This is a genomic window from Pseudomonas sp. NFPP28 (assembly GCF_900115535.1).
Classification (GTDB): Bacteria; Pseudomonadota; Gammaproteobacteria; order Pseudomonadales; family Pseudomonadaceae; genus Aquipseudomonas; species Aquipseudomonas extremorientalis.
Genome location: NZ_FOWT01000002.1, coordinates 593,043 through 608,087 on the forward strand (window position 1 = coordinate 593,043; position 15,045 = coordinate 608,087).

General features: G+C 60.5%; 12 protein-coding genes. 2 read left to right on the top strand and 10 right to left on the bottom strand.

The window, feature by feature from the left end; all coding sequences use genetic code 11:
• Window positions 1–34: 34 nt before the first annotated feature.
• The 4 genes from leuB to leuC form a co-directional block, all read right to left on the bottom strand.
• On the bottom strand, window positions 35–1,117 hold the full coding sequence (gene leuB / locus BM110_RS08220; RefSeq protein WP_092250341.1) for a 3-isopropylmalate dehydrogenase: 1,083 nt from the start codon (window positions 1,115–1,117) through the stop codon (window positions 35–37).
• 53 nt (window positions 1,118–1,170) lie between these two features.
• Window positions 1,171–1,935, bottom strand: coding sequence for a class I SAM-dependent methyltransferase (locus BM110_RS08225; RefSeq protein ID WP_093513094.1), 765 nt, complete (start codon window positions 1,933–1,935; stop codon window positions 1,171–1,173).
• A gap of 128 nt (window positions 1,936–2,063) precedes the next feature.
• Window positions 2,064–2,708 (bottom strand): 3-isopropylmalate dehydratase small subunit, encoded by a 645-nt coding sequence (gene leuD / locus BM110_RS08230; protein ID WP_058426887.1) that lies wholly within the window; start codon window positions 2,706–2,708, stop codon window positions 2,064–2,066.
• A gap of 10 nt (window positions 2,709–2,718) precedes the next feature.
• A complete protein-coding gene (gene leuC / locus BM110_RS08235) occupies window positions 2,719–4,137 on the bottom strand; it encodes a 3-isopropylmalate dehydratase large subunit (protein ID WP_093124685.1) in 1,419 nt (472 codons plus the stop codon).
• Window positions 4,138–4,276: 139 nt separating this feature from the next.
• On the opposite strand from leuC, the gene BM110_RS08240 reads away from it, so the two are divergent.
• Entirely contained in the window at window positions 4,277–5,167 is an 891-nt protein-coding gene (locus tag BM110_RS08240; RefSeq protein ID WP_071492224.1) for a LysR family transcriptional regulator, read from the top strand.
• A 66-nt stretch (window positions 5,168–5,233) separates the two neighbouring features.
• Window positions 5,234–8,512, top strand: a complete 3,279-nt coding sequence (locus BM110_RS08245; RefSeq protein ID WP_092250332.1) for an EAL domain-containing protein — start codon at window positions 5,234–5,236, stop codon at window positions 8,510–8,512.
• Window positions 8,513–8,516: 4 nt separating this feature from the next.
• Here the strand turns inward: BM110_RS08245 and BM110_RS08250 are convergent, their stop codons facing one another.
• From BM110_RS08250 to BM110_RS08275, 6 genes are all read right to left on the bottom strand, one after another.
• Complete coding sequence (locus tag BM110_RS08250; RefSeq protein WP_093513096.1) at window positions 8,517–9,815, bottom strand: hypothetical protein; 1,299 nt, start codon at window positions 9,813–9,815, stop codon at window positions 8,517–8,519.
• A gap of 140 nt (window positions 9,816–9,955) precedes the next feature.
• Window positions 9,956–11,581, bottom strand: a complete 1,626-nt coding sequence (locus tag BM110_RS08255) for a hypothetical protein (RefSeq protein WP_093513098.1) — start codon at window positions 11,579–11,581, stop codon at window positions 9,956–9,958.
• Between the two features lie 553 nt (window positions 11,582–12,134).
• The gene (locus BM110_RS08260) at window positions 12,135–13,094 is read right to left on the bottom strand and encodes a tRNA dihydrouridine synthase (RefSeq protein ID WP_093513100.1); all 960 of its coding nucleotides are present in this window, start codon (window positions 13,092–13,094) and stop codon (window positions 12,135–12,137) included.
• A gap of 55 nt (window positions 13,095–13,149) precedes the next feature.
• A complete protein-coding gene (locus tag BM110_RS08265) occupies window positions 13,150–13,584 on the bottom strand; it encodes an acyl-CoA thioesterase (protein WP_033901813.1) in 435 nt (144 codons plus the stop codon).
• A 40-nt stretch (window positions 13,585–13,624) separates the two neighbouring features.
• Window positions 13,625–14,458: an alpha/beta hydrolase gene (locus tag BM110_RS08270; protein ID WP_093513173.1), complete on the bottom strand. Its 834-nt coding sequence runs from the start codon at window positions 14,456–14,458 to the stop codon at window positions 13,625–13,627.
• A 14-nt stretch (window positions 14,459–14,472) separates the two neighbouring features.
• Window positions 14,473–15,012 carry a TetR/AcrR family transcriptional regulator gene (locus BM110_RS08275; protein ID WP_058426896.1) on the bottom strand — a complete coding sequence of 180 codons (540 nt, stop codon included), beginning with the start codon at window positions 15,010–15,012 and terminating at the stop codon, window positions 14,473–14,475.
• Between the last annotated feature and the right edge of the window lie 33 nt (window positions 15,013–15,045).

Sequence of the window (15,045 nt, forward strand, 5' to 3'; positions counted from 1 at the left end):
CCTTGCAGCAACAACTGCAAGCGGGCCCGAGAGATTACAGATTCCGCAGCGCGGCGACTACTGCGTCGCCCATTTCTTGCGTACCGACCTTGGTGCAACCCTGCGACCAGATGTCGCCGGTGCGCAACCCCTGATCCAGCACCAGGCTCACGGCCTTCTCGATGGCATCCGCCGCGTCGCTCAGGTTGAAGCTGTAACGCAGCATCATCGACACCGACAAAATGGTCGCCAGCGGGTTGGCAATGCCCTGGCCCGCGATGTCTGGCGCCGAACCGTGGCAAGGCTCGTACATGCCCTTGTTGTTGGTGTCCAGGGACGCCGACGGCAGCATGCCGATGGAACCGGTGAGCATCGACGCCTGGTCGGACAGGATGTCGCCGAACAGGTTGTCGGTGACGATCACGTCGAACTGCTTCGGCGCACGCACCAGTTGCATGGCGGCGTTGTCGACGTACATGTGGCTCAGTTCGACGTCCGGGTAGTCCTTGGCCACTTCTTCGACGATTTCGCGCCACAGTTGGCTCGAGGCCAGTACGTTGGCCTTGTCCACCGAGCAGACCTTCTTGCCACGCACGCGGGCCATGTCGAAGCCGACACGGGCGATACGGCGGATTTCACTCTCGCTGTACGGCAGGGTGTCGTAGGCCTGGCGCTCGCCATTTTCCAACTCGCGCACGCCGCGTGGCGAGCCGAAGTAGATACCGCCGGTCAGCTCGCGCACGATCAGGATATCCAGGCCCGCGACCACTTCCGGCTTGAGGCTCGAGGCGTCGGCCAGTTGCGGGTAGAGGATCGCCGGGCGCAGGTTGCCGAACAGGCCCAGTTGGGCACGGATTTTCAGCAGGCCGCGCTCAGGGCGGATGTCACGTTCGATCTTGTCCCATTTCGGGCCGCCCACGGCGCCGAGCAGTACGGCGTCGGCCGCACGCGCACGCTCCAGGGTCTCATCGGCCAGCGGTACACCATGCTTGTCGATGGCCGCGCCGCCGATCACGTCGTGGCTCAGCTCGAAACCCAGGCTGTACTTGCTGTTGGCGAGTTCCAGCACCTTGACCGCTTCGGCCATGATTTCCGGACCAATACCGTCGCCAGGGAGAATCAGAATCTGCTTGCTCATGCGTTCCTCATTTCATCAAGCGACCCGCCCGTGGGCAGGTCGGGAAAAATCAATCAGCGTTCGGCAAAGACCACCAGCACGTCGGTGCTGAAGGTGCCGTCGGCCTGAATTTCGTAATAATCGCGCACTTCCTGACCCATCGACTTTTGCAGCTCGAGGATCGCCGCGCGCAGCACCTGCGGCGTGCGCATGCGCTCGACCCACGAGGTGTATTCCAGGCGCAGGCGCTGGCGACTGCTGGTTCGTACATGCAGACCGGATTCGCTGAGCTGCTGCATCCACTCGGCGGCAGAGTAATCGCGCACGTGGCTGGTGTCGCGCAGCACTTCGACGGTTTGCAGGTAAGTGTCCAACAGCGGGCTGCCCGGTGACAAGACATCGACGAAGGCCGCCACGCCACCCGGCTTGAGCACCCGACGCACTTCACGCAGGGCCAGGCCGAGGTCGCTCCAGTGGTGGGCCGAATAACGGCTGAACACGAAGTCGAACTCGCCATCGGCGAACGGCAGGCGCTCAGCGGCGCCGTTCACGGTGCGGATATTGTCCAGGCCACGGTCCGTCGCAGCGGCGGCAACCACGTCGAGCATCTGCTGGGACAGGTCGTAGGCGACCACTTCCTTGACCAGCGGCGCGACGTGAAAGCTGACATGACCGGCACCGCAGCCCAGGTCCAGCAGTCGCGCACTGCCCTGCCCGGCCAGTTCGGCCTGGAGCAGCGCGAATTCGGTGCCCTGGGCGTGCACGGCACTGCTCAGGTAGGCGCGGGCTTGCTCGCCGAATTGTTTTTGCACGACTTGGGTGTGGGCGGTGGTGGTCATGGTGGTTTCCTTGGGTTTTGGGGTGTTGGTACTGGCGCTATCGCAGGCAAGCCAGCTCCCACAGTCGGAATGCATTCCAATGTGGGAGTCGGGCTTGCCCGCGATGGGGCCCGCACGGTTACCGCCAATCAGGCATCGCGAAACAACCAAGGCTGGCTCGCCCGGTGCCTGGCTTCAAACGCGGCAATCGCATCGCCGTCCTGCAAGGTCAGGCCGATATCGTCCAGGCCGTTGATCAGGCAGTGCTTACGGAACGCATCCACTTCAAAGTGATACACCTTGCCGTCTGGACGGGTCACAGTCTGCGCGGCCAGGTCGACGGTCAGTTGGTAGCCCTCTTCGGCCTCGACCTGCTTGAACAGCTCGTCCACTTCGGCATCGCTCAAGATGATCGGCAGCAGGCCGTTCTTGAAGCTGTTGTTGAAGAAGATGTCGGCATAGCTCGGCGCGATGATGCTGCGAAAGCCATACTCTTCCAGGGCCCATGGCGCGTGTTCACGACTGGAACCGCAGCCGAAGTTTTCCCGGGCCAGCAAGACGCTGGCGCCCTGGTAACGCTCGGCATTGAGCACGAAGTCCTTGTTCAGCGGGCGCTTGGAGTTGTCCTGGTAGGCGTAGCCCACATCCAGGTAGCGCCACTCGTCGAACAGGTTCGGGCCGAAGCCGGTGCGCTTGATCGACTTCAAGAACTGCTTGGGAATGATCTGGTCGGTGTCGACGTTGGCGCGATCCAAAGGGGCGACAAGGCCGGTGTGTTGGGTAAAAGCACGCATCGGGTATTCCTCAGATCAATTCGCGAACGTCGATGAAACGACCGTTGACGGCAGCGGCGGCGGCCATGGCCGGGCTGACCAGGTGGGTACGCCCACCGGCGCCCTGACGCCCTTCGAAGTTACGGTTGGAGGTGGACGCGCAGTGCTCACCCGACTCCAGGCGGTCCGGGTTCATCGCCAGGCACATGGAGCAGCCCGGCTCACGCCATTCAAAACCGGCTTCGAGGAAAATCTTGTCCAGGCCTTCGGCTTCAGCCTGCGCCTTGACCAGGCCCGAGCCCGGCACCACGATGGCTTGCTTGATAGTCGAAGCCACTTTGCGGCCCTTGGCGATCACCGCCGCGGCGCGCAGGTCTTCGATCCGCGAGTTGGTGCAGGAACCGATGAACACGCGATCCAACTGAATGTCGGTAATCGCCTGGTTGGCCTTCAAGCCCATGTACTTCAAGGCGCGTTCAATGGAGCCGCGCTTGACCAGGTCGGTTTCCTGCGCGGGGTCCGGCACGTTCTGGTCGACGGCCAGGACCATCTCCGGCGAGGTACCCCAGCTGACTTGCGGCTTGATCTGGGCAGCGTCCAGCTCGACCACGGTGTCAAACACCGCATCGGCATCGGAGACCAAGTCTTTCCAGGCTTGCACAGCGGCGTCCCAATCTTTGCCTTGTGGGGCAAATGGACGGCCCTTGACGTATTCAACGGTCTTTTCGTCCGCCGCCACCATGCCCACGCGGGCACCGGCTTCGATGGACATGTTGCAGATGGTCATGCGGCCTTCGATGGACAGGTCGCGAATCGCGCTGCCGGCGAACTCGATGGCATGGCCGTTACCGCCGGCGGTGCCGATCTTGCCGATCACGGCGAGCACGATGTCCTTGGCGGTCACGCCGAACGGCAACTGGCCTTCGACTTTAACCAACATGTTCTTCATCTTTTTGGCGACCAGGCACTGGGTGGCGAACACATGTTCCACCTCGGAGGTGCCGATGCCGTGGGCCAAGGCGCCGAACGCACCGTGGGTGGACGTATGGGAGTCGCCGCACACCACGGTCATGCCCGGCAAGGTGGCGCCCTGCTCCGGACCGATCACGTGCACGATGCCTTGACGCACGTCATTCATCTTGAATTCAGTGATGCCATATTCGTCGCAGTAGTCATCGAGGGTCTGCACCTGCAAACGCGACACCTGGTCGGCAATGGCTTCGATGCCGCCCTTGCGCTCAGGGGTGGTCGGCACGTTGTGGTCCGGGGTGGCGATGATGGAGTCGACGCGCCAAGGCTTGCGCCCGGCCAGCCGCAGGCCTTCGAACGCTTGGGGCGAGGTCACTTCATGGATGATGTGGCGGTCGATATAGATCAGCGACGAACCATCGTCGCGCCGTTTCACTTCATGGGAATCCCAAAGCTTGTCGTAAAGCGTTTTGCCGGCCATCAGTCGGTCCTCATCAGCGGTGTTTCTCTATGCCGGGCTTTTCAATAACCCTTTGGCTTGTGAGGCTGATGGTATGGCGCTACATTAAATAACTCAAATTCATATTTTTTATGCTTTGGATTACCAACTGGAATACACCATGGACCTGGCCAACCTCAATGCCTTTATCGCCATCGCCGAGACCGGCAGCTTCTCCGGTGCCGGTGAGCGCCTGCACCTGACCCAGCCGGCCATCAGCAAGCGCATTGCCGGCCTGGAGCAACAATTGAAGGTGCGCCTGTTCGATCGCCTGGGCCGTGAAGTCGGCCTGACGGAGGCCGGACGGGCCTTGCTGCCACGCGCCTATCAGATCCTCAACGTGCTGGACGACACGCGCCGCGCCCTCACCAACCTCACCGGCGAAGTCAGCGGGCGCCTGACCCTGGCCACCAGCCACCATATCGGCCTGCATCGCCTGCCGCCGGTGCTGCGCGCCTTCACCCGGGCATACCCGAATGTGGCGCTGGATATTCAGTTCCTCGATTCGGAAGTGGCCTACGAAGAAATCCTCCACGGCCGCGCCGAAGTGGCGGTGATCACCCTGGCGCCCGATCCCCACAACCTGGTGCGCGCCACCCCGGTGTGGGACGACCCACTGGATTTCGTGGTGGCGCCAGAGCACAGCCTGATCAGCAACGGCCACGTCAACCTGGCCGATATTGCCGGCCACCCGGCGGTGTTCCCCGGCGGCAACACCTTCACCCACCATATCGTCAGCCGGTTGTTCGAGGCCCAGGGCCTCACGCCGAATATCGCGATGAGCACCAACTACCTGGAAACGATCAAGATGATGGTGTCGATCGGCCTGGCCTGGAGCGTCTTGCCGCGCACCATGCTCGATGATCAGGTGGCAAGTATCGCTTTGCCGGGCATACAGCTCAGTCGCCAGCTAGGCTATATCGTGCACACCGAAAGGACGCTGTCGAATGCTGCGCGGGCCTTCATGAGCCTATTGGATGCACAGGTCGATCTGCCAGGGATACCGGCATGAAACCGTGCGGCCTCAAGGTCTGAACTGTACCGCGCCATACGCCCATCGAGCCAAGGCCCTTTGATAATGCGCAACCCCGTCGACTCCGTGCCACCCCTGCCCCGCATTTACGCCCTGGACCCCCAAGAGGCGGAACAAAGCTGGGACAGTGCCCCGCAACTGCTGGCCGCGCTCAATGCTGCCCGGCTGGGCGCCTGGTGCTGGGAAATCGACACCGGCAGGATAAGCTGGTCGCGGGGCACCCAGGCGCTGTTCGGCTTTGACCCGCGCCAGCCACTGCCCAAGGACCTGGACTATCTGGACCTGCTGGCACCGGCGGATCGCGCCAGGGTGGTACGGGCCTTTCATGCGGTGCTGGCGGGCGAGCCGTTCGAGCAGGCCATGCACCACCGTATCCAATGGCCTGACGGCAGCTTCCACTGGCTGGAAATCAACGGCAGCCTGTTACCGGACAAGTCCGGACGCCGACGCATGATCGGCGTGATCCGCGAAATCACCCACCAACGCGAGCGGGAAAGCGCCCTCAGCCACTCCGAAAAGCGCTTCGCCACGCTGTTTCACCTGTGCCCGAACATGGTTCTGCTGACCCGCCAGTCCGACGGGTTGATCAGCGAGGCCAACCAGTACTTCGAAATGCTCTTCGGCTGGCCGGTCGCCGATGCCATCGGCCGCACCACCCTGGACCTGGGCCTGTGGCGTCATCCCGAACAGCGTGCACAACTGGTCAAGGCCACCCAGCGCAAGGGCCTGACCATCACCATGGAGGTGCAGTTCTGCGCCAGCAACGGCCAGATCCACGACGGCACCCTCAGCGCACAAAGGGTCGAGCTGGAGGGCGAGGCCTATCTGATCAGCACGTTTCTGGACACCACCGAACGCAAATTAGCCGAGCAGGCCCTCAAGGACAGCCAGGAACGCCTCGACCTGGCCCTGGACTCGGCGCAACTGGGCACCTGGGACTGGCACATCCCCACCGGCATGCTCTACGGCTCGGCCCGCGCCGCCCAATTGCACGGCCTGCCGCCGGAGCCGTTCCATGAGTTCTTCGACGCCTTCTTTGACGGAATGCCCAATGACGAGCGCGAGAGCATGCGCAACGCTTATCGCACCCTGCGCGAAGGCCCGGCCGGCAACTATCAGCTGACGTATCGCGTGCCCATGGAAGACGGCAGCTCACGCTACCTCGAAAGCCGCGCCCGCCTGTACCGCGATGAGCACGGCGCGCCCCTGCGTATGGCCGGCACTCTGCTGGATATCACCGACCAGGTGGAACGCGAACAACGCCTGACCGCTTCCGAAGAAAAATTTGCCAGCCTGTTCCAGGCCAGCCCGGACCCGATCTGCGTCACCTGCCTGGAGGGCGGCGCGTTTATCGAGATCAACCCCGCGTTTACCCAGACCTTCGGCTGGACGGCCGCCGAGGTCATCGACAAAAGCGCCGAAGAGATCGGCCTGTGGGACGAGTCGAGCAAGCGCCTGCAGCGTATCGAGCGGGTGATCCGCGAGCAGGCATTGAACAATGTGGCGATCGTGGTGCATCACAAGAGCGGCCAAAGCCTGACCTGCGTGATATCCAGCCGTCTGATCAAGGTGGGCGACCAGTCGTGCATCGTCACCACGCTGCGCGATATCACCCAGCAGCAGCGCTCGGAAGCGGCGCTCAAGGCCAGCGAAGAGAAGTTCGCCAAGGCCTTCCATTCCAGCCCCGACGCCATTTCCATCACTGAGCGCGACACCGGTCGATATGTGGAGGTCAACGACGGCTTCTGCCGCCTGACCGGCTACCGCGCCGAGGAAGCCATTGGCCTGACGCTGTATCAGATCGGCATCTGGGCCGATGAAAACCAGCGCGCCGCGCTGCTGGCCGAGTTGCAGATCAAGGGCCGCATTCATCACCTGGAAATGCTCTGGCACAACAAGCGCGGCGAGTTGCTGGCGGTGGAAGTCTCGGTGGAGCCCATCACCCTGAATGAAACCCCGTGCCTGTTGCTGACCGCCCGCGATGTGAGCCTGCTGAAAAACGCCCAGGCGCAGATCCGCCACCTGGCCTATCACGACCCGCTGACCAACCTGCCCAACCGCGCCCTGTTGATGGACCGCCTGAGCCAGCAGATCGCCTTGCTCAAGCGCCACAATTTGCGCGGCGCACTGCTGTTCCTCGACCTCGACCACTTCAAGCACATCAACGACTCCCTCGGCCACCCGGTGGGCGACACCGTGTTGAAGATTGTCACCGCACGCCTGGAAGCCAGCGTGCGCATGGAAGACACCGTGGCGCGCCTGGGGGGTGATGAGTTCGTGGTGCTGCTCAGCGGCCTGGAAGGGTCACGCATGGAGGTCAGCGGCCAGGTGCAGGAGTTGGCCGACACCCTGCGTGAATTGCTTTCAGAGCCGATGTTCCTGGACGGTCATCGCCTGCAGGTCACGCCAAGCATTGGCGTGGCATTGATTCCCGATCACGGCTCCACGCCAGCGGACTTGCTCAAGCGTGCCGACATCGCCCTGTATCGCGCCAAGGATTCAGGGCGCAACACCACGCAGATGTTCCACAACAGTATGCAAAAAACCGCCAGCGAACGCCTGCGCATGGAGACAGACTTGCGCCTGGCCTTATCACGTGGCGAGTTCAGCGTGCATTACCAACCCCAGGTGGACGCGCGGGGCAACAAGATCGTCGGCGCCGAGGCCCTGGTACGCTGGCAACACCCGCAATTGGGCGCTCAGTCACCTTCCGAATTCATCAAGGTGCTGGAGGACAGCGGCCTGATCCTTGAGGTGGGCACCTGGATCCTGGATGAAGCCTGCGCGGCCTTTCAACAACTGATCCACGAAGGCTTGGTAGACCCACTGAATTTCAGCCTGTGCGTGAACATCAGCCCCCGGCAGTTTCGCCAGAACGACTTCGTGGAGCGGGTGGAGCGCAGCCTCAAGCAACATCAGTTGCCGTTCAGCCTTTTGAAACTGGAGATCACCGAAGGCATCGTGATCCAGAATCTGGACGACACCATCAGCAAAATGCGCCGCCTGAAAAAACTCGGCGTGAGTTTTGCCATGGACGACTTCGGCACCGGCTATTCATCGCTCACTTACCTCAAGCGGCTGCCGGTGGATGCGCTGAAGATCGACCAGTCCTTTGTGCGCGACGCGACCCATGACCCCAACGACGCTGAAATCATCCGTGCGATTGTGGCAATGGCCCGCAGCCTGAACCTGGAAGTGATCGCCGAAGGCGTGGAAACCCCGGAGCAACTGGCATTCCTGCAAAAACTGGGCTGCCATTTGTTCCAGGGTTATTTGCATAGCCGACCCTTGCCGATCGAGGGATTCCGGCAACTGTTGAAGTAGCCCCTCACACCAGCTTCAATGCCCACATTGCTCTATCGGACCACCCCGATGAGGTCAAGCCGAGCTTTTGGCCGTGGCTATCCACCGATCCGCTGACTGCCACCACCGAATGGGTATTGTCAGCGAGCGTGCCAATGGCGCCTTTGGCCAACTCTTGCGCAGTGCTCTGCCGCACGTAGGCAGACAACCCCAACCTGCGCAACGCCTGGCCTGGCGCTTCTCCATCGTTCAACGAGTGCATGGCGTCCTCGAAACTGCGGCCAGCACGCATGTCGTTGTTCTCCATTTGCGCACGCTTGGCGCTGACGGCATACAAGAAATTGGCATCATCCTTGAGCGCCTGGTCAGAACCTTCCAGTTTTGACCCATGCTCGGCCTTGCGCCGCTCTTCATGGCTCAGAAACACCTTGTAGCCATCACGCATGATCACCTCAAAACCACCGGGTACAGCGCTGATACTTTTGTAAATGCCCGCGGGATTCTGACCAAACCTCATCATCGCGACTTTGATCGCCGACACCGTGACACAATTACCTGCGGCACCTTGATAAAAGCCGCTCCATATATTCTTGGGTTTCATGCCCACCGGCATCTGTGAAACAACCGTGTCACTGCCATTCGGCGAAGCCGTATCGGGTTGGGTTTTGTCGTTGAACAAACGGTAGCCGTACCCGCGGTCAACACGGCGTCTATCGTTGTAGTCGTGCCTGACGCCATCGAGAACAAACGCACTGCCTCGGCTATGCGTCTCGAGTACACCCGCCCCCCCATCACCCACCATCTGATGTGCCGGAACATATTGCGACAGCCCGTACACACCCATGCCCTGCAGCCCTCGCAGCGTCGTCTCACCCTGCAGGGTGTCAGCCAGAGCCTCCTCAAAGCGGGGATAGCCGCCCATCACCTGCTTGCGTTTAACATAGGCGGCGAGCGCGACGTTGGCGCTGTCGACTGCGTCGCTGTCTGCGCCGGTGAAACGGGAGGCGCGCCTTGTCTGTTCGAGTTCGTGGTGGGAAATCTTTCCCTTGAACTCATCCTTCATGGTGAAGGTATACCCCCCGGCAGCCGGTGCGAACCGGGCAAACATGTCTTCAGGTCTTGGCCCAAAGGTTGCCATCATCATCTTGATGACCGCCGCAAGGGTGCTGGTATCAAAGTTCTCGCCAAAATGCCGCCGAGAAGCCTCAAAGCCGACGCCCTTTGCGGTCGGTTTGGCAACCGCCTGCTCCGTAGCGTGGGTAACGTGCCTGTAGTCCGGTGAATTTCCCCAGCCGACAGGAGGAGCAAAGACAGCAAAGGTCATAAACCCTCCGAAACCAAATTGAATGAGTGAAAAAACGCTGCCCCCAACCAGCCCTCCCCAATCGCACCTGCGATCGGGGAGGCTGGATCCCTCATCAAGCGTTTAAGACGAGCCGGGGGACATCAAGACTCGTCTGCACCTCAGGCCCTTATCCCTTCCAATCGAGGATTCATGACCCTGCGAGGGGCGGTGGGGTTTTTCACTTCTACAGTTGGCTCTGCATCAACCTTGTCCGAAGTTTGTGGCTCTGGAGTGAGCGGCACCTGAACCTTCGGCTCAGTTTCGACCTTTACCTCGACCTTATGCTCTGGGGCAGGCGGCACCTGTACCTTCGGTTCAGCCTCGACCTTCACCTCGACCTTGTGCTCTGGGGGGGGCGGCGTCTGGACCTTCGGCTCTGCACCGACCGCTACCTCAGCCTTTTGCTCCCCCTTCGACTCGCTATTCACCTTGGGTTCAGTACCCACTCTCGCCTCTGCCGTCGACTGAGAAATGGTCTTTACTTCCGCCTCCGGCTGCGAATCCACCGTCACACGCGTCGACTGCTTCGGGGTGATGTCACGGATTGATACTGGCTGGTTCTCCCCCCACCCCTCCGAACTGATCCGCACGTTGACACCGGCCTCCACACGCACCCTGAACTGTTTGCCGTCCTGAGGTGTAACGCTCACTTGCGTACTGCCATCTGGCATGACCTGCACTTGGGCATCACTACCCGACGTACTCACCTGCGCTTCACTGCCAACTTTGCCCTGAACGCTCTTTCCGACAGTCTCCGCCGACGAACTATTGCTAAAACCAGTGATTTTCATCTGCGCGCCGGCATTAACGTTACCCTTATTGCCGGTAGTCACGCTGGTCGATTTAGTATCGCCTGCCGCGTTGACTTCTGCGCCGGTGTTGCCATCAGGATTTACTTGAGCGTCCTCACCCACAGCGACTGTTACCGTTTTATTACTATTACCCGTAGCCTTTACTTGCGTGGAGGCATCCGCGTAAGCATTTACGTTACGGTCCTTAGCCGCGATGACCGATCTCGATGTATGATCACCAGCAGTCTTCACTTGCGTGGAGGCATCCGCATCAACATTTACTTTGCTGTCCTTAGTCGCAATGACCGTTCTCGATGTATTATCACCAGCAGTCTTCACTTGCGTGGAGGCATCCGCATCAGCATTTACCTTACTGTCCTTAGTCGCGATGACCGTTTTCAATGTATTATCACCAGCAGTCTTCACTTGCACGGAGCCATCAGCACCAACATTGACTTTAGCGCCCTTACCCGCAGTGACTGTCGAGTTATTATTGCCGCCAGCAGTCTTCACATCCGTGGAGCCATCTGCATTGGTACTCACATTCTTAATACCGGCGGAGACACGTTCACTGTTCTTGGCAAAAGGTAACGGCTCCCCTTTGGAATTCACCCCGCCCTCCACAGACACTTCAATACCACTCTCCGCCTTGGCTGCATGCGGTACTACTGTCGCGGCGTGAGAATTGAATCCCCTGCCGGACAACAGGCTGCGCATGGCTTTGAAGACCAGATCAAACATCTCAAATAATTTTTCCAGCGCATCAGAGTTAACGGAAATCTCCTTCGCCCCCGTTGCAGTCTGATTAACGTCTCGTGCAGCCCCTTTAATACCGCTATCCGTAGCAAGCGTGCTAGCGCGTTCAACATCTTTCACAGCACCGGTCGAACTTTGGCTCACCGACTGGTGTTCCGGAACAAAAAACTTAGGAGTGCCAAGCGATACATTGGACATCTTGTAACCTCATGATTAGTTATGTGCTGCCTCGAAGCATTTGAAAATCCGGACAGCAATTAATGTAAAACTGGAAACAATCATCATCTCGCAGTCCCTATTTTCGTGGACCGAAACGCAATCAAGTTCCAACAATCCGACCTCACAAAAGGCAAACAAAATTAAAAATCAGATTTCAGCCTATGGCTATTCAAGAAACCGCTCTAAATCCACTGCGCCAGCGAGTATTTCATGGACAAAAAAGGTAACAACCAAGCCCAAATCTAAAATAATGAAACCATTTACTCCAGCAAGATTTCACACGTATGTTAATTGCGCACAAGCGCGTATCAAAAGTTAATAAAACTGTATTTTTCCTGAAAAATTAAGGTATCAATCAAATAACTGCATACATTCAGAACACGCTATCACCCTCGATAAACATTAATGCTGCGCCCCTGAAAATCCGGAACTTTCACTTAAACACCGCCCAAAAAAAGGGCGCCAAGGGCGCCCATTTATCGATGCGTTTGAAAACTTATTAAATATCAACGCTATTTTTCTGCGCCGTCACTCACTGACTGTCTACCGGTACCATACCGAGCAAACGGCTCACTTGTGCCAGCTCGGTTTCCCGACGCATCGCCGTAAACAGCTCCACCGCTTCCGGATAGTTGCGCGTGAGCATCGCCAGCCACTGCTTCAATCGACCTGGCGCCTGTCGCTCGGTCAGTTGCGCCACCGACTGGGTCCAGAAGTCCTGGAGCAGGGGCTGCATCTGCGCCCAGGTCATTTCGACCACCTCCTCACCCGCCCGCGCGGCAGCGATCTGCCGCGCCAGGTCCGGGCGCGCCACCAGGCCCCGACCCAGCATGATGTCTTCGGCACCGGTGATTTCGCGGCAACGCCTCCAGTCTTCGACACTCCAGATATCGCCATTGGCGAACACCGGCACCTTGACCACATCCTGCACACGCGGGATCCACTCCCAGTGCGCCGGTGGCTTGTAGCCGTCGGTCTTGGTACGCGCATGCACCACGATATGCGCCGCGCCGCCTTCCGCCAGGGCGGTGGCGCAGACCAGGGCGCCGTCCGGGCTGTCGAAACCCAGGCGCATCTTGGCAGTCACCGGGATGTGCGCCGGCACAGCACGGCGCACGTGCTCGACGATCTGGTTGAGCAACTCCGGCTCCTTGAGCAACACCGCACCGCCACGGGACTTGTTGACGGTCTTGGCCGGGCAGCCGAAGTTGAGGTCGATGACCTGCGAACCGAGCTCACACGCCAGCGCAGCGTTTTCCGCCAGGCACACCGGATCAGAGCCGAGCAATTGCACGCGCAGCGGCACACCGGCAGCGGTGTGGGCACCCTGCAGCAGTTCCGGGGCGAGTTTGTGGAAATACGCCGGGGTGAGCAGGCGGTCGTTGACGCGGATGAACTCGGTCACGCACCAGTCGATACCACCGACACGGGTCAGCACGTCCCGCAGGATGTTGTCGACCAACCCCTCCATGGGCGCCAAAGCAATTTGCATGGAAAACACTCAACAAAAATCGTGGCGCAGTTTACTGGGTTTCCCACAGCAACCGTTAACCCCCTGTCAGGGCGGGGCCATAACCGTCGAGGAATTCGGCCGGCATGCGCTTGGGCTTGCCGGTGGACAGTTCAATGCAGACGAAGGTGGTTTGCGCACGTAGCAGGGTCGCGCCGTCACGGGGGCGGACCAGTTGGAAGCGCCGGGTCATCTTCAGGCGCTGGTCCCAGTCGACGATCCAGGTGGCCAGTTGCAGCTCGTCGCCTTCATAACCGGCGGCCAGGTAGTCGATCTCATGACGCACCACCGCCATGGCGCGGTCCAGGCGGCGATATTCGGTCAGGTCCAGGCCCAGGCGCTGGGAATGGCGCCAGGCGCAGCGCTCCAGCCAGGACACGTACACCGCGTTATTGGCGTGCCCCAGGCCGTCGATGTCTTCAGGCGCGACCTGCAGATCGATGATGAACGGCGTTGCCAAATCCCAGCCCATGCCTTGCTCCCAGTCGATTAATGTCGGCGGGGAGAGTGTATCAGGCGCTTTGCCGCTCCTGTAGACAACGGCCGGCCAGCAACGCCAGTACAGCGTCGATCACACGCGGATCGGCCAGGACTTTCTGATGACCGCCCTGCTCCAGGCGTAGCAAGCGGCTGTCGAACCAGGCTTCGTGGATGGCTTGCGAGGCTTTGACCGGAACGAAGGTGTCGTCTTCGGCGTGCACGATCAGGCCGGGAATATTCATCTGGTAATGCGCCACGTCCAGGTGTTTGAGCGGCATTCCGAAAGTCAACTCGACCTCCTGGATAAACGCCGAACGCGCCCGCGCCGGCAAACCGACCATCCTGGTAAAGCCGCGCAGCACATCCAGAAAACGCGACGGCGCGGCGATACTCACCAATGCCTCGGTGCGCAGCCCCAACTGCACCGCCAGCATCGCACTGGCGCCGCCCATGGAATGGCCGATCACGGCGTGCAGCGGTGGCAACTCGGCGGCAGCTTCAAGCATGGCGCGGGCAAACAGCAGCACATGGGCTTCACGACCCGGCGAACGGCCATGGGCGGGGCCATCAAGGGCAATCACGGAATAACCGTTGTCGACTAATGCGCTGATCAAGCTGGCAAATTGGGTAGGACGCCCTTCCCAACCGTGCATCAGCAACACCGCCGGCCCCTGGCCCCAGCGCAACGCGGACAAGCCGAAACGCAGGGTGATGCGCTCCGATTGCGCCAGCAGCGGCAGTTCCCAGTCACGCGGCGGCAGCTCGCGGGGCGTCATGAAGGCACGACGCATGCGGTTGGCCACCGTTTGCGGCACCAGGTAGCCCAGCGTGCTGTTGAAGCGACGAACCCAGGTAAGCGTGCCCATCATGCAGCCCTCTTCTAGCGCACGGCCGACTTGGCGGCGCGCAGCACACGGTCAGACAACTCACCCGGCCCCAAGGCGCGGGCCAGGGCTAGGCCACCGATCATCAGCGCCATGTCAGCCAGGGCTTTGTCGGTGTCCTCGGGGCTGGCAGCCAACTGCGCAGCCATCAGCTCACAGTGCTCGTTCAACGCCTGGCGGAACTCATCCGGCAGGCGGCTCATCTCGCCGACCGTGGCGGGAATCGGGCAAGCCTGGGCAGTGGAGTCGCGGTGCTTGCGCGACAGGTAGAACGCCGCCACCAGGCTTCTGCGCTCCTCTCCGGTCAGCTGCGAGTCCATGTCATCAATCGACGCTCGACGCTTGGCCAGCAACTGGGTGAAGGCCTCCAGCATCAGCGCGTCCTTGCTTTCGAAGTGCGCGTAGAAACCACCGACGGTCAGCCCCGCCGCGCCCATCACTTCGCCCACACTCGGTTCAGCCGGGCCACGCTGGATCAGCGCGGCGCTGGCGGCCTGCAAAATGCGTTCGCGGGTTTGCGCTTTTTTATCGCTCATCATCGCCTCCGATGTTCATGGGTTGAATATTAT